We start from the raw sequence: 22,452 nt of genomic DNA, 5'->3' as shown, positions 1-22,452 counted from the left end.
AAAACCTTACGACATACACCTGGCAGGCTTTACCCCATCTCAAAGCCTGCGCCTTTGAACCCCTACACATCTTGCGATTGCGTGATGACGGTGAGGTGTGGGGCTTGAGATGAGGTGAGGGCCAGTAGGTGTACGCCGTAGGGGTTGTGGCGTCCTTGAGATCGAGCGCCGCCCGCGCGGCGCATCGCCGGCAAGGCCGGCTCCCACATTGGTTGCAACGTGCCATGGCCTGTAGGAGCAGCGTTGTCAGCCTTGGTGCATGGCGGGAATGCTTGTCGAGGCCACAAGCTGGCGGTCTACACGCAATCGAGAGATGTGTAGATACCTATGCCGCGATGGCATTCGTCCAGCCACCTTAAATCTGCGCTTGACCTCTACTTAGCTCAAGGTTTGATACTTCGCCGCTTCCACCATTCGGAGCAGTACCATGACCGCAGCGTTCCACCTGTCCAACCCCGAAGGCCTCTACGACCCCACCGCCAACGCTTACTCCCATGTCGCCGAAGTCGCCGCCAACGCGCGGCTGCTGTACATCGCCGGGCAGGGCGGGGAAGACCTCAAGGGGCGGCTGTCGAAGGATTTTGCCGAACAGGCGCGCCAGGCCCTGGCCAACCTGCAGATCGCCCTGGCGTCAAAAGGTGCGACCCTGGCCGATGTGTTCAAGCTGACCCTGCTGATCGTCGACCACGACGAAGCCCGTTTGCACGTTTGGGGTGAGCAAGCCCGGCGCGCCTGGGGTGCAAATATGACGCCAACCTGTACGCTGATCCCGGTACCGCGCCTGGCGCTCAATGGCATGCAGATCGAAATTGATGCAGTTGCGGCATTGCCTGCCCGCTGACACGCTTTTGCGATGGCATTGGCCCCGGCTTTTGTAAACAATAGCGCCCGCGCTGTTCGTTCAACTATCGAGATACCAATGCCGTCGATTTTCCCCCTGCATGAGGTCAAGCCATGAGTGACCTCACCGTCGAACTGGTGCAAGCCAGCCCCGAGCAATCCGAGCTGATCCACAACCTCTATCAGTTCTATGCCTATGAGTCTTCGGACTGGGAGCAGGAAGACGTCGATGTCGACGGTCGTTTCTACATCCACGACGAGCACCTGCAGCGTTACTGGCAAGAGCCGCAGTGGAGCGCCAACCTGATCCTGGTCGACGGTTACATCGCCGGCTTCCTGCTGGTGGAGCGCAGCGAACTGCCCGGCATCGATGCGCTGGAGCTGGCCGATCTGTTCATCCTCAAGCGCTACCGGCGCAAGGGAATTGCCAGTGCCCTGGCCAGTCAGGTGCTGGCCAGTGGGCAGGAACAGTGGCTGGTGCGTTACTACGACCAGGATGAAACCGCCCACGCCTTCTGGCGCTCGGTGTTTGACACCTTGCCAAGGCCGGTCCGCTCGATCGAGCTGGACGACGAACCGGAGCTGGTGAACTTCCTGGTGACCCAGGCGTTGCACTGATTCAGCCGGAACTTTTACGTTCCCATGGCCGCGCTGCTGGTCGGTCCAGGCTGGTCAGCAGGTTGCCGAGCCGTTGCGGTGTTTCGCCCGTCAGCCGGCAGAGCTGTTCAATCAGGCTGTCGCCATCCAGCGTGCCTTGCTCGCGCAAGCGTTCGGCCACTGCATGCAGCGCAGGCCAATAGCGGCGAACCAGGCTGTGGCAGCGCGCGAGCGCCGTTGATTCGGCGTCACGCCTGCTGCGCGCGGGCAACAGGGCGATCAGTTCATGGGCCCGACGCCGGTCACCGGCGCCGCTGCTGGTGAGAAACCGATCATCCGGGCAGCGCCGGTAAACCGCTTCGGCCACCGGTCCCGCCAGGCAATTGAGCAGGTCGCGCTCGATCAGTTCGATCATCGATGGCAGGTACTCGGCGATGCCCGGTGGCTCGAAGGCGGGCAGCGGCACCAGATAGTCGGCTTCGACCAGGCCCTTGACCGCTTGCAGGTTGCCGCGCAAATCGACCATCGGTCCGATCAGGGCCTCGGCCCGGGTGCGCACCGTTACCCGTTTGATCGCCATGGCGTTCCACCAGAAGGCCAGGACATGCCCTGCTTCGTGGAAGGCGGTACGACGCGCACGGCTGTTCATGATCATGACCTCAGGGCTGGGCGCCTGTTTCCAAGATCTGCTCCATCCCTGGGCGGGTATAAGAGATTATGGCTATCGGCCGGTAATACTGCGTCTATTTGCCGACTACCGGGGCCGGGACTAGCCTTGAAGATGCGCTGGCAGGTGCCGGCCGGACCTGATGTGGAGATAATTAAAACGCTGGACTCAAAGGTAGCTCACCCATGTCTACTGAATCGAAATGCCCGTTCAGTCATGCCGCTGGCGGTGGTACGACGAACCGCGACTGGTGGCCGAACCAACTGAACCTGAAGATCCTGCACCAGCACTCGCCGCAAGCCGATCCCCAAGGCGATGGCTTCAACTATGCCCAAGCGTTCAAAAGCCTGGACTTTCAAGCCCTCAAACACGACCTGCATGCGCTGATGACCGACTCCCAGGACTGGTGGCCGGCGGATTTCGGCCACTATGGGCCGCTGTTCATCCGCATGGCCTGGCACAGCGCCGGTACTTACCGCACCGGGGATGGCCGTGGCGGCGCAGGCTCCGGTCAACAGCGCTTCGCCCCGCTCAATAGTTGGCCCGACAACGTCAGCCTGGACAAGGCGCGGCGGCTGCTGTGGCCGATCAAGCAGAAGTATGGGCGGAGCATTTCCTGGGCCGACCTGATCGTGCTCACCGGCAACGTGGCGCTGGAGTCCATGGGTTTCAAGACCTTCGGCTTTTCCGGCGGTCGCGCGGATGTCTGGGAGCCGGATGAAGACGTGTACTGGGGCTCGGAAAACAAGTGGCTGGGGGGCGACACCCGTTACGGCAAGGGCCCGCAGCCGATGCAGGAGCCGGGTGAGGGCACCCTGGTGGCCGAGCCTGAGCAGCATGGCAACGAAGAGAGCCGCACTGACCTGGGCCGCAACCTGGAAAACCCGCTGGCCGCCGTGCAGATGGGCCTGATCTACGTGAACCCGGAAGGCCCGGAAGGCAACCCCGACCCGATTGCCGCCGCCAAGGACATCCGCGAAACCTTCGCCCGTATGGCCATGAACGATGAAGAGACCGTGGCCCTGATCGCGGGTGGCCATGCCTTCGGCAAGACCCATGGCGCCGGCCCCGCCGACAACGTCGGGCCCGAGCCTGAAGCTGCCGGCCTTGAGGAGCAAGGCCTGGGTTGGCGCAACAGCTTTGGCACCGGCAAGGGCGCCGACACTATCACCAGTGGCCTGGAAGTGACCTGGACCACCACGCCGACCCGCTGGAGCAACAATTACCTGGAAAACCTCTTCGCTTTCGAGTGGGAGTTGACCAAGAGCCCAGCAGGCGCCAACCAGTGGACGCCGAAAAACGGCGCGGGTGCCGGGATCATCCCCGATGCCCACGACCCGGCCAAGCGCCGTAATCCGACCATGCTCACCACTGACCTTTCGCTGCGCTTTGACCCGATCTACGAGCCGATCTCCCGGCGCTTCCTGGCCAATCCCGAGCAGTTGAGCGACGCCTTCGCCCGAGCCTGGTACAAGCTGATCCACCGCGACATGGGCCCGCTGTCCCGTTACCTGGGCCCGGAAATGCCCAGCGAAGAGCTGCTGTGGCAAGACCCGATCCCCAACGTTGACCATGCCTTGGTCGACGACAGCGATGTCAGTGCCCTTAAAGCCAAGCTTCTGGCTTCGGGCTTGTCAGTGGCGCAACTGGTGTCCACGGCCTGGGCGGCGGCTTCGACGTTCCGTGGCTCCGACAAGCGCGGAGGTGCCAACGGTGGCCGCCTGCGCCTGGCGCCGCAGAAATTCTGGCAGGCCAACCAGCCGGAGCAACTGGCCAAAGTCCTGAGCGCCCTTGAACGCATCCAGACGGACTTCAACAGTGCCCAGGGCGCCGGCAAGAAAATCTCCCTGGCCGACCTGATCGTGCTGGCAGGCAGCGCCGCGGTCGAGCAGGCGGCGAAAAACGCCGGGGTCACCCTCAGCGTGCCGTTTACCCCGGGGCGGATGGATGCCTCCCAGGAACAGACTGACGTCGAATCGTTCGGCTTCCTGGAGCCGATTGCCGATGGTTTTCGTAACTATCTCAAGAGCAGCTACCGGGTACCGGCCGAGGCCCTGTTGATCGACAAGGCGCAACTGCTGACCCTTAGCGCCCCGGAAATGACCGTGCTGGTGGGGGGGCTGCGGGTGCTGGGGGTCAGTGACGGGCAGAGCGGTGTCTTCACCCAACAGAAGGACACGCTGAGCAACGATTTCTTCGTCAACTTGCTGGACATGGGCGTGGAGTGGAAGCCGGTGTCGGCGGCCAACGAAGTGTTCGAAGGGCGTGACCGCAAGACTGGCGCGGTGAAGTGGACCGGCACCCGGGTTGACCTGGTGTTTGGTTCCAACTCGCAGTTGCGGGCGTTGTCGGAGTTCTATGCCAGTAGCGACGCCAAGGCGCAGTTCATCAAGGACTTCGTCGCGGCCTGGACCAAAGTGATGAACTTGGATCGGTTCGATCTCAAGTAAGTCTCATCGCGGGGCAAGTCGGGTCGCCGCATCGCCGCTCCTACTACAGTGGGAGCGGGCTTGCCCCGCGATTGGCTAGGTCAGCGCTGAACTAACCAGTAGTCGTGCAACGCCCGCGCCGCCGGGGCAATCGCCACCACGCGCTGACGGTGCAGGGCCACGTCGAGGTCCGCTGGCAGCTCGAACTGGTCCTGCTCGGCCCACCCGGTAATCACCTGCAAGGCTTTTGCTTGCGCCTCAGGCAGTGCAGGCCAGTTGGCGATGGTCATGCCGCGCAAGTAGCCAAAGCACCACTCTTCCGCCAGCGGCAGAGGCTGGCCCTGGTGTTCAGTTTGCTCCAGGCGTGGCGCAAATACCTGCGGCGCTTCAACCAGTTGAGTTGCCAGGCTGTTCAGGTGACGGGCGCACAGTTCGACGAAACGCTTACAGTCTGCAGCGCTTTGCCACTTCGGCATCTGCCCACCCCAGATGGCCGGGAACCATTCGTTGATATCCACCTGCACGGGGCTTGAGACCAGGGCAGTGAAGTAACCGTCGAGCTCCGAAGCGTTGAGCACCGAGTGATCATCGCCGTAGGTCTGCAAGGTGGCTTCGAGAAACTCGAAATCGGCGGCGGTCAGTGGCAGGTCGTGCATGGGAAACTCCTTGGCAGATCAGGCGCGCGGGTAAAAGGCGGGGAGGATGGGGCTTTGAGCCGCTTTTATCCAGCCCTGCTGCTACTGCTGGCCGTTTTGAGCTCAATCCATAGGCGTCATGCGCGCCAGTTGTTCGGTACCGGGGAAACCCAGGGTACGGTAACGCGGCGGGTACAAATCGCCGTCTGGCGCCAGTAGATCGGCCAGCAGCGATTCAACCTCAGGCCAGGCCACCACCTGGGTGATTGCGGTACCGTCTTGCTGCGGTTGGACGAAGATCACCCGGTCGGTCTTCGGCAACGAGGTGGGCACGCCCTGGGTCCATGCCGCTATCGAGAAGCTGCTGCCGTGGTGGTCGCCGTTGCCGTAGAGCTTGTGAGTGGCGATGAAGATGTCTTCGGGATGGGCTTCATGGATCTGCTCGAGAAACTCTTTTTGCGAGCTGTAGATGCCGTGGCGCAACAGCCGCTGCAAATCGCCCAAACGTGCTTGCAGGTTCGCGTCCTGGACCTGGAACGGGACGATCTGGCGGTCCTGATAGGTGTAGATCTGGCTGGACTGCGCGCGGCCGTTTTCCAGCGCATGAAAGCTCAGTTCGACCATCTGCCGCAGGCCTTCGGCGTCGTTGTCGCCGGTGACCATCAACACGTCGCGGCTGGGCATCATGAACACCGGTTGGCCCTTGAGTGGCAGGCGTTGCAGGACGTCGGGCAGCAGCACCCGGCTGGTGTCGTAGCCGTCCTTCCAGGCGCCCTGGTACACGCCGGGCAGAATCGGCTCGAAGGCATCGGGGCTGGCGTCGCGCAGGTTGTCCAGGGCGATTGCCAGCGCCTGCTCCAGGCTGATGCCCCAGTCCTTGTGCGGGCCTGTGGTCTGGGTCGAGGTGGTGTCCGGGTAGTCCACCGCCAGCAAGGTCACGCAATCTTCCGAGAACGGCTGCCAGGCCAACGGGCAGGGTGAGTCCCAACCTTCACTGCGCACATGGTGCAGGCGCACTTCCTCGAGCATGGCCAGGTTGCGGATGACCGGTCGCAGTAATGGGCGGACTTGCTCCAGGGTTTGTGGCACCGAGGTAGTGCGGGTGTCGATCAGGGCGCGCAGGTAGCTGCCGAGCACCTCGGTTCTGCGCGATTTTTCGGCGTTCAAGTAGTCGCGGTAGGCATTGTGCAGGTTGAAGTAGCCGCTTTCGTCGTAGCGCAGGCGAAACTCGCCGGCCAGGTACTCCAGAGGCTCGGCATAACCGCCAGCACGGGCAGCCTTGATGAAGGTCTGGGCAAATTCATCTTCGGTAGGAGTACGGTTGAACAGCCTGGCGAACAGTGCTTTGAACATGTGCGAAGTCTTCCGTGAGCGCGAACGACGCATACTACCTGCGTGGACGTTTTTGCGCTTGGGGCATCGAGCCCGCTGGAACGAACGGGCTGATTTTGCAGCCCCGCACGCGCCTGAATGCACCGCTGCCCGCTGGCCACCCGTTCCTCTGTGGGCATTTTTGGTGCTAAATAGGCCGCTCAGGTAATTCGTCCAGACCCTGCCGTGTCATGCCGTGCAATGAGAACAACTATGAGAACCCATCTTGAAACTCGTGAAGTCCCTGTGCTCCAGACCCCGTGTGATGGAAGCCTTCACCCAGTCAGCCAGCAACCGTCGGCGGTAACAGCATGATCGAAGTCACAGAGGTTTCCATTGCCCAACTGCGCGCTGCGCTCGAATCTGGCCAGACCACCTCGGTTGAACTGGTCCAGGCCTACCTGGCACGCATTGACGCCTACGACGGCGCGGACACTGCCACCAAGCTCAACGCCGTGGTGGTGCGCAATCCTGAAGCGTTGAACGAAGCCCAGGCATCGGATGAGCGCCGGGCCAAGGGCCAGACCCTCGGCCCCCTCGACGGCATCCCGTACACCGCCAAGGACAGCTACCTGGTCAAGGGCCTGACCGCCGCTTCCGGCAGCCCGGCCTTCGCTGACCTGGTGGCCTACCGCGATGCATTCACCATTGAACGCCTGCGCGCTGGCGGTGCGATCTGCCTGGGCAAGACCAACATGCCGCCCATGGCCAACGGCGGCATGCAGCGCGGTGTCTATGGCCGCGCCGAAAGCCCGTACAATGCGCACTACCTGACTGCGCCGTTCGCCTCCGGCTCGTCCAACGGTGCCGGTACCGCCACCGCCGCAAGCTTCGCCGCCTTCGGCCTGGCTGAAGAAACCTGGTCCAGTGGCCGCGGCCCGGCCTCGAACAATGGCCTGTGTGCCTACACGCCATCGCGCGGAGTGATCTCGGTGCGCGGCAACTGGCCGCTGACGCCGACCATGGACGTGGTGGTGCCCTTTGCCCGGACCATGGCCGACCTGCTGGAAGTACTCGACATCGTCGTCGCCGAAGACCTGGACACGCGCGGCGACCTGTGGCGCCTGCAACCCTGGGTGCCGATCCCCAGCGTCGCCTCGGTGCGCCCGGCGTCTTACCATGAACTTGCAGCCGATGCTGCGGCGCTCAAGGGCAAGCGTTTCGGTGTGCCGCGCATGTACATCAATGCCGACCCTGAAGCCGGCACCAGCGAAGCGCCGGGCATTGGTGGCCCGACCGGCCAGCGGATCAACACCCGACCGTCGGTGATCGCCCTGTGGGAGCAGGCGCGCAAGGCCCTGGAGGCGGCTGGCGCCGAAGTGCTCGAAGTCGATTTCCCCCTGGTGTCCAATTGCGAAGGTGATCGCCCGGGCGCGCCGACCGTGTTCAATCGCGGCCTGATCTCCAAGGAGTTCCTCCACCACGAGCTGTGGGACTTGACCGCCTGGGCCTTCGACGATTTCCTTAAGGCTAACGGCGACCCCAAGCTCAATCGCCTGGTCGACGTCGACGGGCCGAAGATTTTCCCCCATGATCCGGGCACGCTGCCCAACCGCGAAGGCGACCTGGCGGCCGGCATGGACGAGTACGTGCGCATGGCCGAGCGCGGCATCACCCCGTGGGACCAGATCAGCACCGTGCCGGACGGCCTGCGCGGCCTGGAACAGACCCGGCGCATCGACCTGGAAGACTGGATGGACCGACTCAAGCTCGATGTAGTGGTCTTCCCGACCGTCGCCGATGTCGGCCCGGCCAATGCCGATGTCGATCCTGCGTCGGCCGACATTGCCTGGAGCAATGGCGTGTGGGTGGCCAACGGCAACCTGGCGATCCGTCACCTGGGCGTGCCGACGGTGACGGTGCCGATGGGCGTGATGGCCGATATCGGCATGCCGGTAGGCTTGACCTTTGCCGGTCGCGCCTACGACGATTCGTCGTTGCTGCGCCTGGCGGCTGCGTTCGAGTCCACCGGCTCCAAGCGCCTGGTGCCACCGCGCACGCCGCCGCTTGGCAGCGCCAAGTAACAGGAAGGGGCGGGTGACCGCCCTTTTTATTTCCCCAGATACGAGATACCCATGGCTAACCAAGACATCAGCTTCACTCCCGACCCGGACGCCGATTCGATCTCTTCCGACGTCGCCGGTTTCGGCGGCATCCTGGTCTCGACACAGATCCCCACCCGTGCCGACGGCAGCCTGGAACTGGGCGACATCACCGCGCAAAGCGAGTGCACCCTGCAGGCGCTGAAAGTTGCTCTGGAACGCGCCGGCAGCTCCATGGACCGGGTGCTGCACCTGACCATCTACCTCACCGACATGGCTGATCGCGCAGCCTTCAACGTGGTTTACCAACGCTTCTTCGCCAAGCCCTGGCCGGTGCGCGCCGCCGTTGGCGTGGCCTCGCTGGCGGTGGAAGGCATGCGTGTGGAAGTGACTGCGATGGCGGCCAAGGCCTGAGGTTTTTTCCGGCTGTTGCTCCGGCCTCATCGCTGGCAAGCCAGCTCCCACAATGGATCTGTGCCCACCGAACCTGTGGGAGCTGGCTTGCCAGCGATAGGGCCCCACAGGCCACTGGGCAGGCTACGGGTGCCGATCAGGCATTTCGCCGCTACAATGCGCGGCTCGACCGTGACAGCCTGACTAAAAAACATGTCCCTGCCCAAGCATCACCTGGAATTGCTCAGCCCCGCCCGCGATGTCGCCATCGCCCGCGAGGCTATCCTGCATGGCGCCGACGCCGTGTACCTCGGCGGCCCAAGCTTCGGTGCGCGCCACAATGCCTGCAACGAAGTCAGTGATATCGCCCAGCTGGTGGAGTTCGCCCGGCGCTACCACGCGCGGGTGTTCACCACCATCAACACCATCCTCCACGACAACGAACTGGAGCCGGCGCGCAAGCTGATCCACGAGCTGTACGATGCCGGTGTCGACGCGCTGATCGTCCAGGACCTGGGGGTGATGGAGCTGGACATCCCGCCGATCGAGCTGCATGCCAGCACCCAGACCGACATCCGCACCCTGGCCCGGGCCAAGTTCCTCGATCAGGCCGGCTTTTCCCAACTGGTACTGGCCCGTGAGCTGAACCTGCAGGAAATCCGCGCCATCGCCGACGAGACTGACGCGGCGATCGAGTTCTTCATCCATGGTGCGTTGTGCGTGGCGTTTTCCGGCCAGTGCAACATCTCCCACGCCCAGACTGGCCGCAGCGCCAACCGTGGCGACTGCTCCCAGGCCTGCCGCCTGCCGTACACCCTCAAGGATGAAAAGGGTGGGGTGATCGCCTACGAGAAACACCTGCTGTCGATGAAGGACAACAACCAGAGCGCTAACATCCGCGCCCTGGTTGAAGCCGGTGTGCGTTCGTTCAAGATCGAAGGGCGCTACAAGGACATGGGCTATGTGAAGAACATCACCGCCTACTACCGTCAGCGCCTGGACGAGGTGCTCGAAGACCGCCCGGACCTGGCCCGCGCCTCCAGCGGGCGCACCGCGCATTTCTTCCTGCCCGACCCGGACAAGACCTTCCACCGCGGCAGTACCGACTACTTCGTCAGCGACCGCAAGATCGACATCGGCGCCTTCGACTCGCCGACCTTCACCGGCTTGCCGGTGGGCGTGGTCGAGAAAGTCGGCAAGCGCGACCTGCAGGTGGTTACCCACGAGCCGCTGTCCAACGGTGACGGCCTGAATGTGCTGGTCAAACGTGAAGTGGTGGGTTTTCGCGCCAACATCGCCGAGCCCAAGGGCGAGTACGATGAAGACGGCGAGAAGCGTTATCGCTACCGTGTCGAGCCCAACGAGATGCCCAAGGGCCTGCACCAGTTGCGGCCGAATCATCCGCTGAGCCGCAACCTCGACCACAACTGGCAGCAAGCCCTGCAGAAAACCTCGGCCGAGCGCCGGATCGGCCTTTGCTGGGTGGCGACGCTGGACGAGCAACGTCTGGCCCTGACCGCCACCAGCGAGGAGGGCATCAGTGCCAGCGTTGCCCTGGACGGCCCGTTCGGCCTGGCCAACAAGCCGGAGCAGGCGCTGGAGCAACTGCGCGATCTGCTCGGCCAATTGGGCACCACCGAGTACCACGCCACCGGCGTTCAGCTCGATGCACCGCAGGCTTACTTCATTCCCAACTCGCAGCTCAAGGCCCTGCGCCGCGAGGTCATCGAAGCCTTGACCGCGGCACGTGTCCAGGCCCACCCGCGCGGTGGCCGCAAGGCCGAGAGCAACCCGCCGCCGGTGTACCCGGAGTCGCACCTGTCGTTTCTGGCCAACGTCTACAACCAGAAGGCCCGCGATTTCTATCACCGTCATGGGGTCAAGCTGATCGACGCCGCCTACGAGGCCCACGAAGAGGCGGGCGAAGTGCCGGTGATGATCACCAAGCACTGCCTGCGTTTCTCCTTCAACCTGTGCCCCAAACAGGCCAAAGGCGTTACCGGCGTGCGCACCAAGGTCGCGCCGATGCAACTGATTCACGGCGACGAAGTGCTGACCCTGAAGTTCGATTGCAAGCCGTGCGAGATGCATGTCATCGGCAAGATGAAGGGGCACATCCTCGGCTTGCCGCAACCGGGCAGCGTGCAGCAGGTGGTCGGGCACATCAGCCCGCAAGACCTGCTCAAGACCATCCCGCGCGCACCGCACTGAGGGCGTATTCCCAGACCTGTGGGAGCATGCACATCTAAGGACTCAGGCCCCAGCAGCAAGGGGCCGACAGCCAGGAAGGTATCGTGACTTTACAAGTGCAAATCCAGCACATCTTCAGCGGCCTGGCTTTCGCCAGGCCGCTTTTCTATAACTACCCGCAAGGCCTGCGCTTTGAGCTAGCCGAAGGCGCCGGGACCCTCGAGCGCTTTCTGCTGGCGGTCAGCAAGGCCACCACGGTGTGCCGCGACCTGTTTGCCGGCGAGCAATCGATGGTGGTGTGCCTGCGCGTGCACTCCAACGGTAACGGTTTTGCCCATCGCGACGTGTTGCGCGACCTGCGTGCCGCCGGTATTCGCATCCCCGCTCAACGCTCGCTGTGGAGCCAGCGGCTGGACCCGGACGACTGGTTCGAAGAGCACCAGCCCGAGTACTGGCTGCACCTCGCCTTCGAGGCGCCACTGTCGCTGCTGCAACCGGTGCTCTGGTGCGCATTGGCCGATAATCCGGGGACCATTCGCCCGAGCCCTTGCTGCGGTGTCTACCTGTTCAACCTCAACCAGCGGCTGATGGCCTTGCCCTATGACGATCGGGGCATGGATGTAGTGGGCCCCAACCATGACGTGCTCTCGCTGTTGTACCGTCAGCACCAGCCGTGGCTACTGGACTACGACCGCGAGCGCATGGACGCGGCCTTTGCCACCGTCCTGCATTGATTCACTGCATTAACTCACTGCAGCGATTCGATTTTCCAGCGCCAGGTGCCCATCGGGTTGTCTTCGCGGGTGCGGACGAACACGCCGTAGTCGTCAAGGTAGCTGTAGCCTTCGACCCAAGGGTTGCCGCGCGCGCTCAGCCAGGTACAGCTCAGCGGCTTGGCGCTGCCCTGCAGGGCCGGGTGCAAGGTGCTGGCCGGTCGCGCCTTGCCGACCTGGCAATGGGTGGTGCGGGTAATGCTCGCCGTTTGCCCGGCATAGCTGAGGGTGTAGCTCAGTTGCGTGTGGGCAGGCAGGGTCTGCCAGTCGCCGGTGAATGACAGTGCGGTCAGGCTGTCGCTCGCGTCCTGCTCCTGCCCGGTCATGATGTCGATGCCGCGTGCGGCCAGATCGAACAGGCCGCGAAAGCTCAGTTGCAGCTGTTGCGCTATCGTCGGGTCCACGGCTTGCAACAACAGTTGGCCTGAGCGCGTGTCGTTGCTGAAGAACACCTGACGCGGCCTGTCGACGGTAGCGTCCCCGCCGGTTGGCTTCGCATCGATGCGGTAGTCCAGCCTGTGCAGGGTCAGGCGTGGCGCCGGCAGGTCCAGGGCGGCGATGGCCGCCAGCACTTCAGGCGTGGCCCTGGGCGGCAGGAACGGCGGCGGCAACGGCGTACGGGCTTTGAGCGGCGCAAGTTTGGCAAGCTCGGCCGGCGGCTGGCAGGCGGCGTCGAACAAGCGCTGATAGTACAGCGGTGCCTGTCGGTAAAATGCGCTGAAGGACTGGGCCTTGAGCCTGGTGCTGTCTACGTGATTGTCGTTGTCGAGGAAGTACTGGCTTTGCCGGCTGATGAGCTGGCGCTCGCAATAGAACGCCAGGCGCTCGCGGCTGTGCAGGGCCATCACTGCCTGGCCGTACTTCATTGGGTAGCGCTGGCGCTGGATGCCGGTCCAGGCGTAGGTAATGCCGCCCTCATGCTGCAGGCTGTTAAGCTCGATCAGTAGCCAGTCCTGATCCTCGTCCAGGTTCAGGGCTCGCCAGTCGGGGGCCTGACGCGGGTGCTGGGGCAGGAGGCCGTCGCCTGGCGGATTGGCCTCGCCACCTGCCGGGATGAGACTGCAAGCAGCCAGGGTGAGCACACCCAGGCCTGCTGCAAGCGGCTTGAGGGCGAAACGGGCGAGGGCATCCATGCGCATGAGCTCTTGGGGCAAAGCGCGCAGTGTATCTAAAGCGCGCGCCAAGCTGTATGCCTGGCGCTATCCCTGGGTACGCCAGATCTGCGGCCAATGGGTGGTATCGACACTGTCGCACCAGCTCATCCGGCTAAATGCCTTGAGCTTCATCACCTTACCGTCGTAGCGCCAGGTTGCGTTGGCGCCGCAGTAGCGCCCACCCGGCTGCCACTGGGTCAGCTCGCCGCGGGCCGAATCGAATTTGAAAAAGCCAAACATCTCGCCGCCGAATATATCGTAGGGGGGGACCGAGATCTGCAGCGTAGTGGGTTGATAGGGCGCGATTCGCAAGGCGCGGTAGTAGCTGTACATGCAGCCCTGGCTGCCACAACCGTAACGCAGGCCTACCACGACATGGGTCGGGTCCAGGGGCGATACCTCGGCTTCAGCTTGCCAGTTGTCAACATCGGGTTCGCTCCACTCATGCCGGGTGATGGCAATGACGGCGTCAGCGATTGTTTTCTGTTCGGCTTCGCTTAACGCTGGCGCCGGTGTGAAAGGGGCAAGCCTGGGCGTCGGCGGTGCTGGCGGCAGTTGACTGTCTGGCCGCGTACCTGGGCGCACGAAGGCGCTGGGGTGATCGATACGGCCTTGCACTGAATCGATAAACAGCAAGGACGCACTCAGGCCCTGCAACGATACCTGGCGCTGGCCGTCGCCAGTGTCGAGGGTCAGGGCCTCGCCATTGCGCAATTGGCGCAACAACCGTACCGCGACGTCGCCTTTTGCGTGATAACGCATTTGCCCCTGCGAGGCCGGCTGAAATCCCGCTGGCGCCGGGCCGCCGTCAACCAGCAGCTTGGCGCCCAGGTTGACACTGTCGTCGGTGAACAGGGTCAACGCCATGGCCCCTTCGGGCCCGGCTTCGCGCATAAGCTCAAGGCCCATGCCCTGATCGACGCTACGCGACACGGCGGTGCAGCGCAGGGTGTTGTCGCAACCCACGACCCACTGCTTGAACTGCTTGAGCACCGGCTCCTGTTCCGGCTCGGCCAAGGCCAGGGCCGGGAGCAGCATCAAGGGCAGCCAGTTCCATCTTGCATCAACCATGGTGTTTCAATCCTGCCGGGTAGCGAGCGTGGGTGTTAGCCAGGCATCATCGCAGAAACCTGGTCAACTTCAAGCTGCTACCCGGTGAGGCCGCCCCGTTATATATATAAAGCAAAGGGCCGCAAGGGCCCTTTACTTACAATCGATGTATATAACGACGGTGCTTATTTACACATCGTGTAACTGCCTTGGTGCGCACCGCCCCGGTACAAATCAAAACGGTAGCCGGCGCCAGCGCCGAAGTTGTAGGAACCGCCGGTCAGTGTCCAGGAACCGGCGCTGACGGAAAACCCGCCGCTTACCTGATCCACTTCCTGATCATCCAGCACCCGCAGGGTGGCTGGCGCGGCGCTGGTCATATCGATGTTCTGTGCAGGGTTCATGAGCTTCATACCTCGTTGATACGGTGGGTTCGTCCTAGGTTGATCCCCCCAGGAGAGGGCCTGGGCGCAGAGTTTTACGGATAATTAATGAGAGATCGGTCACAGTTTAAATAGCAGTTGTTGGCTGTTTCGATCCCCGGACAAGTTAGTAATGCCAACGCGCCCATTGCAATAGCACAAGTGTGCTAGTGTCGACGGCTTAACCCGCCGTTATGCTCTCGAGTGTTATTAACATTATTCGCCGGGTTGTGAAGTGGCATGTTATTCAGGAGCGAAGCCGTGCACGCACGGCGTGACAAGGAGTTGGGCGGTGTGCTGCTGGTGTCGCCCGTGCCGCTGCGCTGGGCGGCGCTGGGTGCAGTGCTGTTCAGCGTGCTGTTGATCGTGTTTCTGAGCTGCGCCACCTATACCCGCCGCGCCACCGTGACCGGTGTGCTGGTGCCCCAGGGTGGCCTGATCAAGGTATTCGCGCCGCAGCCGGGGGTGGTCCAGGGCCTCGCCGCCGTCGAAGGGCAAGCAGTGGAGGCGGGCGCGACATTGATGACCCTGGGCAGTGACCTGTATGCCGAGGCCGGTGGCGCGCAAGTCGCCATCAGTGGCTTGATCAAGCGGCGCAACGCCAGCCTGGCTGAGGAGATCACCACTACCCGGGCGCTGCACCTGCAAGAGCTCGAAGGCAAGCGCCGGCGCCTGGCCGTGCTGCAAAGCGAACAGGGCAAAGTCGTCAGTCAAATGGGCATCAGCCGCCAGCGCCTGGGGCTGGCCGAGGGCATCGCCGCGCGCTACGCCGAGCTGCAGCGCCAGGACTATGTGTCGCGCGACCAGCTTCAGGAAAAGCAGGATGCGGTGCTGGAGGTGCGCCTGCGCAGAGAAGAACTGAGCCGTTCGTTGCTGTCGTTGCGCAACGACATCACCACCCTGCGCGCCGAGCTTGCCGAGTTGCCATTCAACCAGGGCAAGCAACTGGCGGAGCTTGAGCGGCGCTTGTCGGAGAGCCAGGGCAGCCTGTTGGAAAGCGAAGTCAAACGTGAGGTGCTGATTACTGCGCCGGCCAGTGGTGAAGTCACGGCCATTGGCGTGGTCAACGGTAGCCGTGCTGACGGCAGCCGGCCGCTGTTGAGCATTGTGCCCAAGGATGCCCAGCTGTATGCCGAACTCTACGTGCCCAGCCGTTCGGCAGGTTTTGTACGCGCCGGGGATGCGGTGCGCCTGCGTTATCAGGCTTATCCCTATCAGCATTTCGGCCTGGCCCGCGGCACCGTGGCGTCGGTGTCGCGCAGCGCGTTGCCGGCCGATGAAATCATGAGCGTGGGTGGTGTATCCGAGCAGCAGCGCGAACAGGGGCCGTTGTACCGGGTCAGGGTCACCCTCGAACACCAGAGCATGCTCGGGCGCGGTTTGAACGAGCGCTTGCGCTCGGGCATGCAACTGGACGCAGACATTTTGCAGGAGAACATGCCGCTCTATGAGTGGCTGCTTGAGCCCCTGCGCGGCATAGGGAAACGCCTTTGAACATGCACCAACCCCTGGCTTTCGGTATTGGTCGTAAATTGCCCATGGTGCTTCAGGCTGAGGCCGCCGAGTGCGGCCAGGCCTGCCTGGCGATGATCGCCGGTTACCATGGCCAGCACCACGACCTGTTCTCCCTGCGCCAGAAGCTGTCGCCGTCAATGAAGGGCGCGACCCTCAAACAACTGATGGCCATGGCCGCCCAGTTGGGCCTGGCCAGCCGGCCATTGCGCCTGGAGCTGCAAGCGCTGGGGCAGTTGCGCTTGCCCTGTGTGCTGCACTGGAACTTCAACCACTTCGTGGTGCTCAAGGAGGTCGGGCCGCGTGGGGTGACGCTGCACGATCCGGGACGTGGGGTGTGCAAGCTGTCGTTCGAGGAGGTGTCGGCAGCCTTCACTGGCGTGGCGCTGGAGCTATGGCCACAGAGCGACTTCCAGCCGGGGCCGGCCAATCCGCCGCTGCGTGTGCGCCAATTGCTGGGCCGGGTGCAGGGCTTTGGCGGGGTGCTCAGCCATGTGCTGCTGTTGGCGGTGGCGCTGGAGCTGTGCATGGTGCTCAGCCCGTTCTTCTTGCAAACGGTGATCGACAAGGTGCTGGTCAGCGCTGACCTGGACCTGCTGGCGGTTCTGGCGATCGGTTTCGGCTTGCTCCTGCTGATGCAGCAAACGCTGGCCCTGGCCCGCTCCTGGGCCCTGATGTACCTGGGTACGCTGCTCGGCAGCCAATGGCAGATCAATGTTTTCCGCCACTTGGTGCGCTTGCCCGTGGCCTTTTTCGAGCGGCGCCATCTGGGCGATATCGTTTCGCGCTTCGGCTCGCTCAAATCGATCCAGCACACCCTGACCACCTCGTTCGTCGAGGCCTTGCTCGATGGCCTGATGACCCTGGTGACCCTGGGCCTGATGTTCGCCTACAGCCCGCCACTGGCCCTGATCGCCCTAGTGGCCATGCTCATCTATGCCCTGGCTCGCTGGGCCTGGTTCGGCCCGTTGCGCCGCGCCAGCGAAGAGCAACTGGTACACGCCGCCCGCCAGCAGAGCTACTTCCTGGAAAGCATGCGCGGGGTGCGCACCATCAAATTGTTCGGCCATCAGGAGCAGCGAGCCAGTACCTGGGGCAGCCTGCTGGTCGAGGAAATCAACGCCGGCTTGCGCCCGCAGAAGCTGGAGCTGGCTTACCGCGCGTTCAATGGCCTGTTGTTCGGCCTGGTGACCTTGCTGGTGATCTGGCTGGGTGCGCGGTTGGTGCTCGAGGGCCAGTTCAGCGCCGGTATGCTCATCGCCTTCAACGCCTACAAGGAACAGTTCAACAGCCGTGTGGCCGGGCTGATCGACAAGCTGGTCGATGTGCTGATGCTGCGTCTGCATGGCGAACGCCTGGCCGATATCCTCTTGCAGGTGCCCGAACGCGCCGCGTCTGCCGAGGCCGACGACAACGACGCGGTCGATAGCGTGCCAAGCCTTGAAGTGCGCCAACTCAAGTTCCGCTACAGCGACCATGAACCCTATGTGCTGGACGAGGTGTCGGTGCGCATCGACGCCGGGGATTCTCTGGCCATTGTCGGCCCCTCGGGCGGCGGCAAGACCACCTTGCTCAACGTCATGCTCGGTATCCTCACCCCGGTCAGTGGCAGTGTGTTGCTCGACGGTGTGGCGATCGATAGCCATAACCTGGAGCGGCTGCGGCGGGTCAGCGCCACGGTGTTGCAGGACGATGTGCTGTTCGCCGGCTCCATTGCCGACAACATCAGCTTTTTCAGTGCCGAGGCCAACCCGCGCTGGGTCGAGCAGTGCGCGCGCATGGCGGCGGTACATGACGATATCGCGCAGATGCCCATGGCTTACAACACCCTGGTGGGCGACATGGGCACGGTGCTGTCGGGTGGGCAGAAACAACGCATCCTGCTGGCACGGGCCTTGTACCGGCGGCCCAAGCTGCTGTTTCTCGACGAAGCCACCAGCCACCTCGACATCGCCAGGGAGGCGGCGGTCAACCACGCGCTGCAAGCGTTGAATATCACCCGCATCATTGTCGCTCATCGGCCCGATACCATCCGCTCGGCACGCCGGGTGCTGGCGCTCGACAACGGTCGGGTGGTGTATGACGGGCCGCTGATCGAGACGGTTGAAGAGCCGGGCGCCGTGGTCCAGGATGCGGCGTCCTCGTCATGAGCAGGCACCTGCTTGGTTGGTGTCTGGTTGGGTTGCTGGCGGCCTGCGCGAATGCACAGGGTGGGGCCGTCGATGCCTGCCCCAGCCATGTATCACTGTCCGAGCCGCTGGGCTTGTCCACTGCCGTCGCCATGGCCCTGTGCGCCGACCCTCAGGTACGCGAGGCCTGGCTGTCGCAACTGAGCAGCCAGGCCAACCTTGACGCTGCGCACTCGGCGTATTGGCCGACCGTGCAAGCCCAGCTCAGCAGCGGCCGCGCCAACCGCAAGACGCGTTATGACAATTTTCCCGAAGCCGATTCGACCTTGAGCACCCGCACCAACAGCTACGGCCTGGACTTGAGCTGGGTGTTATACGACTTTGGCCTGCGGGCGGCTAAAGTCGAGGGCGCCCGCCAAGTGTTGAATGCCGCCAGCAGCAGCCGCGTGGAGAAAATCCAGGCAACGGTGCTCGACACCAGCAAAGCCTTCTACCAGGTCCAGGCCAACGCAGCCTTGCTCGAGGCCAAGCGCAGTGCCGAGTCCCTGGCGGCCAACAGCCTCAAGGCGGCGACGGCCAAGTACCAGGCCGGGGCCGGCGAGCAGAGCGATCGCTTGCAGGCGCAGACCACCCATGAACAGGCGCAGCTCGAACGGGTGTTGGCCGAGGGTGAATACGCCGCAGCGCAAGGCGCCCTGGCCAGTGCTCTGGGGCTGTCACCCTCAGCCCCGCTGACACTCGCGGCCTTGAACGAACCGGCGGGCCAGGAGGCTGAGTTCACAGCCAGTGTCGATGCGCTGATGGCGCAAGCCAGGGCCCAGCACCCGGCCATCGACAAGGCCCGCGCCGAGTGGGCCGCAACCCGCGCCAAGGCGGACGAAGCGCGGGCCGAGGGACGCCCCAAGGTGTCGCTGTTCAGCAGCTACCAGCAGCAGGACACGCCGATCGACCAGGTGTCGACGCGCCAGCAGATCGAGACCTGGAGTGTCGGGGTGCAGATCAGCGTGCCGATCTTCGACGGCTTTCTCAGCCGTCGGCGTGCCCGCGCCGCCGATTACGAAGCCGGCGCCCGCGAGCAGGCCGTGGCGCAGACCGAGCGCACAGTCGCGCTGAATGTCTGGAAGAGCCGTCAGGCCCTGGATGCCCGCACACGGGCTCTGTCGATCAGCCGCAGCTTTGTCAGCAGCGCCGGGCAATCCCACCGGGTCGCACTGGGGCGCTACAAGGCCGGGGTGGGCAGCATCATCGAACTGCTCAGGGCGCAGAACGAACTGGCCATCGCCGAGCAGCGGCGTGTGGAGGCGCAGGTCAACTGGTACACCGCCAGGTTGCAGCTGGCGGCGGACCTGGGGCAGTTGCATGGCGCGCTGTAGGCCGGGTTGTCTTGAGGTCTAGAATCACCCTGGTATTGACCCACCGTGGAGAATCAGAATGAGCAATAAAACTACGCTCTGCCTCTGGTACAGCACTCCCGCCATGCACCAAAGCTAACAACGCCGCTCCTACAGGCCATGGCACGTTGCAGCAAATGTGGGAGCGGCGGTGCGACGACTCGACCTTGCCCCGCGATGCGCCGCGCGGGCGGCGCTCGATCTCAAGGGCGCCACAAACCTTGCGGCGTACACCTGGTAGGCATTATGCCATCTCAAGCCCTGCGCCTTTGCGCCGTCACCCAATCCAGAGATGTGTAGATACCGATGTTCATCGCGGGGCAAGTCGGATCGCCGCACCACCGCACAAGCCCCCGCGATCGTTACCAAAATTGCCCTTCAGAAGCCCAGAGTCGCGGATACCAGGTAGGTTCGTGGCGTCGACAGGGTCAAGCCCGCCTCGCTGTCGTCGGAGGCGCCGGCCGAGGCCCAGTAGCGGTCGTCCAGCACGTTCTCGACACTGGCGCGCAAGGTGATGTCCTTGTCGTCGACCTTGAAGGCATAGCGCGCTCCCAGGTCGTAACGCTCCCAGCCGTCGATCTGCTTGCTGTTGGCCTGGTCCAGGTACTGTGAGCTTGAATGGATACCGCGTGCCGTCAGGGTCAGCCCGGACAGGGCCGGCACGTCGTACTCGGCGCCCAGGCTGACGTTGTACTGCGGTGTTGCCGGAGCGCGGTTGCCATCGAAGGTGCCACCGACGGTGTCGGTCAGTTCGCTGTCGATGTACATCACCCCACCCAGCAGACGAAAGCCCTTGAGCGGCTCACCAAATACATTGAGCTCGACGCCCTTGTTCTCGCGTTTGCCGTTGGGCCCGAACACCCGGGTGCTGGCGTTGGTCTCGTAGGCCGGCTGCTTGATGCGAAAGACACTGGCGGTCAGGGCGAAGCTGCCCAGGTCATACTTGGCGCCGACTTCCACCTGACGGCTGATGAACGGTGCAAAGATCTGGTCTTGGTTGATCGAGGTCGACGGGGCGATCTTGCCCTGGCTCAGGCCTTCCATGTAGTTGGCATACAGCGAGAGCTGGTCGCTGAGCTTGAACAGGATACCGCCCGAGGGTGAGAGCTTCTCTTGGTCATAGGCGGTGTCGCCCTTGATGCCATCGCTCCAGTCGTCGACCTGAACCCGCTGCCAGCGCGCGCCCAGGGTCAGCAGCAGACGCTGGTCGAAAAAGCCCAGGGTGTCGGACAGCGCCACGCCGCTGAAGCGGTTCTCGGTGTAGACCTTGGGGTCCGAGCGCAGCAGCGTGCCCGGCGTTGGGGTAGGGCGCGGGTTGTAGAGGTTGCTTGCGCCTGCGGCATAACGACCGCCGCCGTTCTCAAAGTCCATGTAGAAGTAGTTGGCCGCCAGGTTGAGCTCATGGCTGACCGGGCCGGTCTGGAACCAGTTGCGCAGGCCGGCGGTGGCGGTGCGCACGTTTTCATCGCGGGTGAAGTCGCGGGGCTGGACACTGAAGTCGCCGGCATCGTTGGAAACCGGCACGTTGTGCCGGAGGAAGTCGTGGTTGCTCTTGCGTGCGCCGACTGCGCCATAGGCCATCAGCGCGTCATTGATGTCGAACTCGGCGTTCAGCGTGCCGAAGGTATCGTTGGTGCGCGCCTTGCTCCAGGCCTGGGCGTAGTTGCGCCGCACATCCTCGGCATCCGGCACCTTGGCATTGGCGCCGATGATCACGCGTTCCTGGGGCGCATCGGTGTTGCGCTCGGTGTGGCCGATGTCGGTCGACAGGCGCAACCGCTCGCCGCGAAAGTCCAGGCCGAGCACGGCCATCTCGCGGTCGACGCTTTGGTGGTCCCATTCGGTGTCGCCCGATTGCTTGACGCCGTTGAAGCGCAGGCCGAACATGCCGTCCTCGCCAAAACGCCGGCCGATATCGACGGCGCCACCGACCTGGCTGTCTGAGGCGTAACTTCCGGTGAACTCGGTGATTGGCTTGTCGCTGGCGCGCTTGGGCACCACGTTGATGCCGCCGCCGACGCTGCCCCGTGGCGAGATGCCGTTGATCAGCTGGCTGGGGCCTTTGATGATGTCGACGCGGTCGGCCATTTCCATGTCGATCGAATAGGTCGGCAGGACGCCGTACAGGCCGTTGTAGGCGACATCGCTGTTGAACAGACTCAAGCCACGAATGGTGAACTGCTCGAAGCGCCCGCCGGCCGGGTTGGTGGCGCGCACCGACGGGTCGCTGGCGATCAGGTCGCCGAGGGTCCGCGCCTGCTGGCCCTTGATCGCCTCGCTGGTGTAGGTGGTCATGCTGAAGGGCGTTTCCATGAAGTCCCGCGAGCCCAGCAAACCTTGCGAACCGCGACGGGCGACCTGGCCGCCGGCGTAGGGTTGGCCATCGTCGTTGCCGCTGTGAGCGCCGAGGATGCTGGTCGGGGCGATTTCCAATGCGTTGCCGCTTTGCGGTGTAGGCACCAGGGTGTAGGCACCCGCCGCCACGGGTTGCAGTTGCAGGCCAGAGCCCTGCAGCAACCGGGCGAAGCCTTCGTCGACGCTGAAACTGCCGCTCAAACCGGCACTGCGCCGGCCATTGACCAGGCCCGGGTCCACCGACAGGCTGACCCCGGCCTGGGCGGCGAAACGGGTCAGCGCTGCGCCCAGCTCCCCTGCCGGAACCTGGTAGCTGCGGCTGGCGGCGTCGGCCAGCGCCGCCAGCGGGGCCAGCGACGTCAGGCCCAGTACCAGGCACAAGGTGGGCGATGAAAACGAAGACGCCAGGCGCGTTCGGTGGCGTGTCAGTGCGGGCATTGTTGCGCTCTCTTTTGGGTTCACATGCCCTTGATGACAAGCGAGCGAACAAAAGGGGACAAAG

At 63.7% G+C, this 22,452-nt stretch carries 17 protein-coding genes; 10 read left to right on the top strand and 7 right to left on the bottom strand.

The window, feature by feature from the left end; all coding sequences use genetic code 11:
• The first annotated feature begins 427 nt into the window (after positions 1-427).
• Together M5G17_RS17630 and M5G17_RS17625 are read left to right on the top strand one after the other, a co-directional pair.
• Positions 428-841, top strand: a complete 414-nt coding sequence (locus tag M5G17_RS17630) for a RidA family protein (protein WP_273894200.1) — start codon at positions 428-430, stop codon at positions 839-841.
• A gap of 113 nt (positions 842-954) precedes the next feature.
• The gene (locus M5G17_RS17625) at positions 955-1,458 is read left to right on the top strand and encodes a GNAT family N-acetyltransferase (protein ID WP_420793403.1); all 504 of its coding nucleotides are present in this window, start codon (positions 955-957) and stop codon (positions 1,456-1,458) included.
• A gap of 1 nt (position 1,459) precedes the next feature.
• On the opposite strand, the gene M5G17_RS17620 is transcribed toward M5G17_RS17625, so the two are convergent.
• Positions 1,460-2,086, bottom strand: coding sequence for a hypothetical protein (locus M5G17_RS17620; protein WP_273894199.1), 627 nt, complete (start codon positions 2,084-2,086; stop codon positions 1,460-1,462).
• A 203-nt stretch (positions 2,087-2,289) separates the two neighbouring features.
• On the opposite strand from M5G17_RS17620, the gene katG reads away from it, so the two are divergent.
• Positions 2,290-4,554, top strand: coding sequence for a catalase/peroxidase HPI (katG, locus tag M5G17_RS17615; RefSeq protein WP_273894198.1), 2,265 nt, complete (start codon positions 2,290-2,292; stop codon positions 4,552-4,554).
• An 80-nt stretch (positions 4,555-4,634) separates the two neighbouring features.
• On the opposite strand, the gene M5G17_RS17610 is transcribed toward katG, so the two are convergent.
• Together M5G17_RS17610 and M5G17_RS17605 are read right to left on the bottom strand one after the other, a co-directional pair.
• Positions 4,635-5,189, bottom strand: a complete 555-nt coding sequence (locus M5G17_RS17610; protein ID WP_273894197.1) for a UPF0149 family protein — start codon at positions 5,187-5,189, stop codon at positions 4,635-4,637.
• A gap of 102 nt (positions 5,190-5,291) precedes the next feature.
• On the bottom strand, positions 5,292-6,521 hold the full coding sequence (locus M5G17_RS17605) for a DUF1444 domain-containing protein (RefSeq protein WP_273894196.1): 1,230 nt from the start codon (positions 6,519-6,521) through the stop codon (positions 5,292-5,294).
• Between the two features lie 329 nt (positions 6,522-6,850).
• On the opposite strand from M5G17_RS17605, the gene M5G17_RS17600 reads away from it, so the two are divergent.
• From M5G17_RS17600 to M5G17_RS17585, 4 genes are all read left to right on the top strand, one after another.
• Positions 6,851-8,563, top strand: a complete 1,713-nt coding sequence (locus tag M5G17_RS17600; RefSeq protein WP_273894195.1) for an amidase — start codon at positions 6,851-6,853, stop codon at positions 8,561-8,563.
• A gap of 51 nt (positions 8,564-8,614) precedes the next feature.
• Positions 8,615-8,995: a RidA family protein gene (locus M5G17_RS17595; protein ID WP_273894194.1), complete on the top strand. Its 381-nt coding sequence runs from the start codon at positions 8,615-8,617 to the stop codon at positions 8,993-8,995.
• A 192-nt stretch (positions 8,996-9,187) separates the two neighbouring features.
• Positions 9,188-11,185, top strand: a complete 1,998-nt coding sequence (locus tag M5G17_RS17590; RefSeq protein WP_273894193.1) for a peptidase U32 family protein — start codon at positions 9,188-9,190, stop codon at positions 11,183-11,185.
• An 83-nt stretch (positions 11,186-11,268) separates the two neighbouring features.
• Positions 11,269-11,898, top strand: coding sequence for a DUF3885 domain-containing protein (locus M5G17_RS17585; RefSeq protein ID WP_273894192.1), 630 nt, complete (start codon positions 11,269-11,271; stop codon positions 11,896-11,898).
• A 14-nt stretch (positions 11,899-11,912) separates the two neighbouring features.
• Here M5G17_RS17585 and M5G17_RS17580 read toward each other — a convergent pair whose 3' ends face one another.
• From M5G17_RS17580 to M5G17_RS17570, 3 genes are all read right to left on the bottom strand, one after another.
• Positions 11,913-13,070: a hypothetical protein gene (locus M5G17_RS17580; RefSeq protein WP_273894191.1), complete on the bottom strand. Its 1,158-nt coding sequence runs from the start codon at positions 13,068-13,070 to the stop codon at positions 11,913-11,915.
• A 66-nt stretch (positions 13,071-13,136) separates the two neighbouring features.
• Entirely contained in the window at positions 13,137-14,162 is a 1,026-nt protein-coding gene (locus M5G17_RS17575; RefSeq protein ID WP_273894190.1) for a DUF1176 domain-containing protein, read from the bottom strand.
• A 164-nt stretch (positions 14,163-14,326) separates the two neighbouring features.
• Positions 14,327-14,545, bottom strand: a complete 219-nt coding sequence (locus M5G17_RS17570; protein ID WP_130264231.1) for a hypothetical protein — start codon at positions 14,543-14,545, stop codon at positions 14,327-14,329.
• Between the two features lie 258 nt (positions 14,546-14,803).
• Here M5G17_RS17570 and M5G17_RS17565 point away from each other — a divergent pair, with 258 nt between their 5' ends.
• From M5G17_RS17565 to M5G17_RS17555, 3 genes are read left to right on the top strand one after another with little or no spacing between them, the layout of a single operon-like run.
• Entirely contained in the window at positions 14,804-16,057 is a 1,254-nt protein-coding gene (locus M5G17_RS17565) for an HlyD family secretion protein (protein WP_273894189.1), read from the top strand.
• 2 nt (positions 16,058-16,059) lie between these two features.
• Positions 16,060-18,225 (top strand): peptidase domain-containing ABC transporter, encoded by a 2,166-nt coding sequence (locus M5G17_RS17560; protein ID WP_273894188.1) that lies wholly within the window; start codon positions 16,060-16,062, stop codon positions 18,223-18,225.
• On the top strand, positions 18,222-19,577 hold the full coding sequence (locus M5G17_RS17555) for a TolC family protein (RefSeq protein ID WP_273894187.1): 1,356 nt from the start codon (positions 18,222-18,224) through the stop codon (positions 19,575-19,577). The genes M5G17_RS17560 and M5G17_RS17555 overlap by 4 nt, the downstream gene beginning before the upstream one ends.
• 396 nt (positions 19,578-19,973) lie before the next feature.
• Here the strand turns inward: M5G17_RS17555 and M5G17_RS17550 are convergent, their stop codons facing one another.
• Complete coding sequence (locus M5G17_RS17550) at positions 19,974-22,388, bottom strand: TonB-dependent receptor (RefSeq protein ID WP_273894186.1); 2,415 nt, start codon at positions 22,386-22,388, stop codon at positions 19,974-19,976.
• Positions 22,389-22,452: the final 64 nt, after the last annotated feature.

The sequence above is a fragment of the Pseudomonas rubra genome, from assembly GCF_028656935.1.
GTDB classification, from domain to species: domain Bacteria; phylum Pseudomonadota; class Gammaproteobacteria; order Pseudomonadales; family Pseudomonadaceae; genus Aquipseudomonas; species Aquipseudomonas rubra.
The sequence above is the reverse complement of the archived record's forward strand: the minus strand, read 5'-3'. Positions and strand labels throughout refer to the sequence as shown.

Bases quoted from the DNA above. Each gene is read 5' to 3' on its own strand.
- M5G17_RS17630 (WP_273894200.1), top strand. From the start codon at position 428: ATGACCGCAGCGTTCCACCTGTCCAACCCCGAAGGCCTCTACGACCCC.
- M5G17_RS17625 (WP_420793403.1), top strand. From the start codon at position 955: ATGAGTGACCTCACCGTCGAACTGGTGCAAGCCAGCCCCGAGCAATCC.
- M5G17_RS17620 (WP_273894199.1), bottom strand. From the start codon at position 2,086: ATGAACAGCCGTGCGCGTCGTACCGCCTTCCACGAAGCAGGGCATGTC.
- katG (WP_273894198.1), top strand. From the start codon at position 2,290: ATGTCTACTGAATCGAAATGCCCGTTCAGTCATGCCGCTGGCGGTGGT.
- M5G17_RS17610 (WP_273894197.1), bottom strand. From the start codon at position 5,189: ATGCACGACCTGCCACTGACCGCCGCCGATTTCGAGTTTCTCGAAGCC.
- M5G17_RS17605 (WP_273894196.1), bottom strand. From the start codon at position 6,521: ATGTTCAAAGCACTGTTCGCCAGGCTGTTCAACCGTACTCCTACCGAA.
- M5G17_RS17600 (WP_273894195.1), top strand. From the start codon at position 6,851: ATGATCGAAGTCACAGAGGTTTCCATTGCCCAACTGCGCGCTGCGCTC.
- M5G17_RS17595 (WP_273894194.1), top strand. From the start codon at position 8,615: ATGGCTAACCAAGACATCAGCTTCACTCCCGACCCGGACGCCGATTCG.
- M5G17_RS17590 (WP_273894193.1), top strand. From the start codon at position 9,188: ATGTCCCTGCCCAAGCATCACCTGGAATTGCTCAGCCCCGCCCGCGAT.
- M5G17_RS17580 (WP_273894191.1), bottom strand. From the start codon at position 13,070: ATGGATGCCCTCGCCCGTTTCGCCCTCAAGCCGCTTGCAGCAGGCCTG.
- M5G17_RS17575 (WP_273894190.1), bottom strand. From the start codon at position 14,162: ATGGTTGATGCAAGATGGAACTGGCTGCCCTTGATGCTGCTCCCGGCC.
- M5G17_RS17570 (WP_130264231.1), bottom strand. From the start codon at position 14,545: ATGAACCCTGCACAGAACATCGATATGACCAGCGCCGCGCCAGCCACC.
- M5G17_RS17565 (WP_273894189.1), top strand. From the start codon at position 14,804: ATGTTATTCAGGAGCGAAGCCGTGCACGCACGGCGTGACAAGGAGTTG.
- M5G17_RS17560 (WP_273894188.1), top strand. From the start codon at position 16,060: ATGCACCAACCCCTGGCTTTCGGTATTGGTCGTAAATTGCCCATGGTG.
- M5G17_RS17555 (WP_273894187.1), top strand. From the start codon at position 18,222: ATGAGCAGGCACCTGCTTGGTTGGTGTCTGGTTGGGTTGCTGGCGGCC.
- M5G17_RS17550 (WP_273894186.1), bottom strand. From the start codon at position 22,388: ATGCCCGCACTGACACGCCACCGAACGCGCCTGGCGTCTTCGTTTTCA.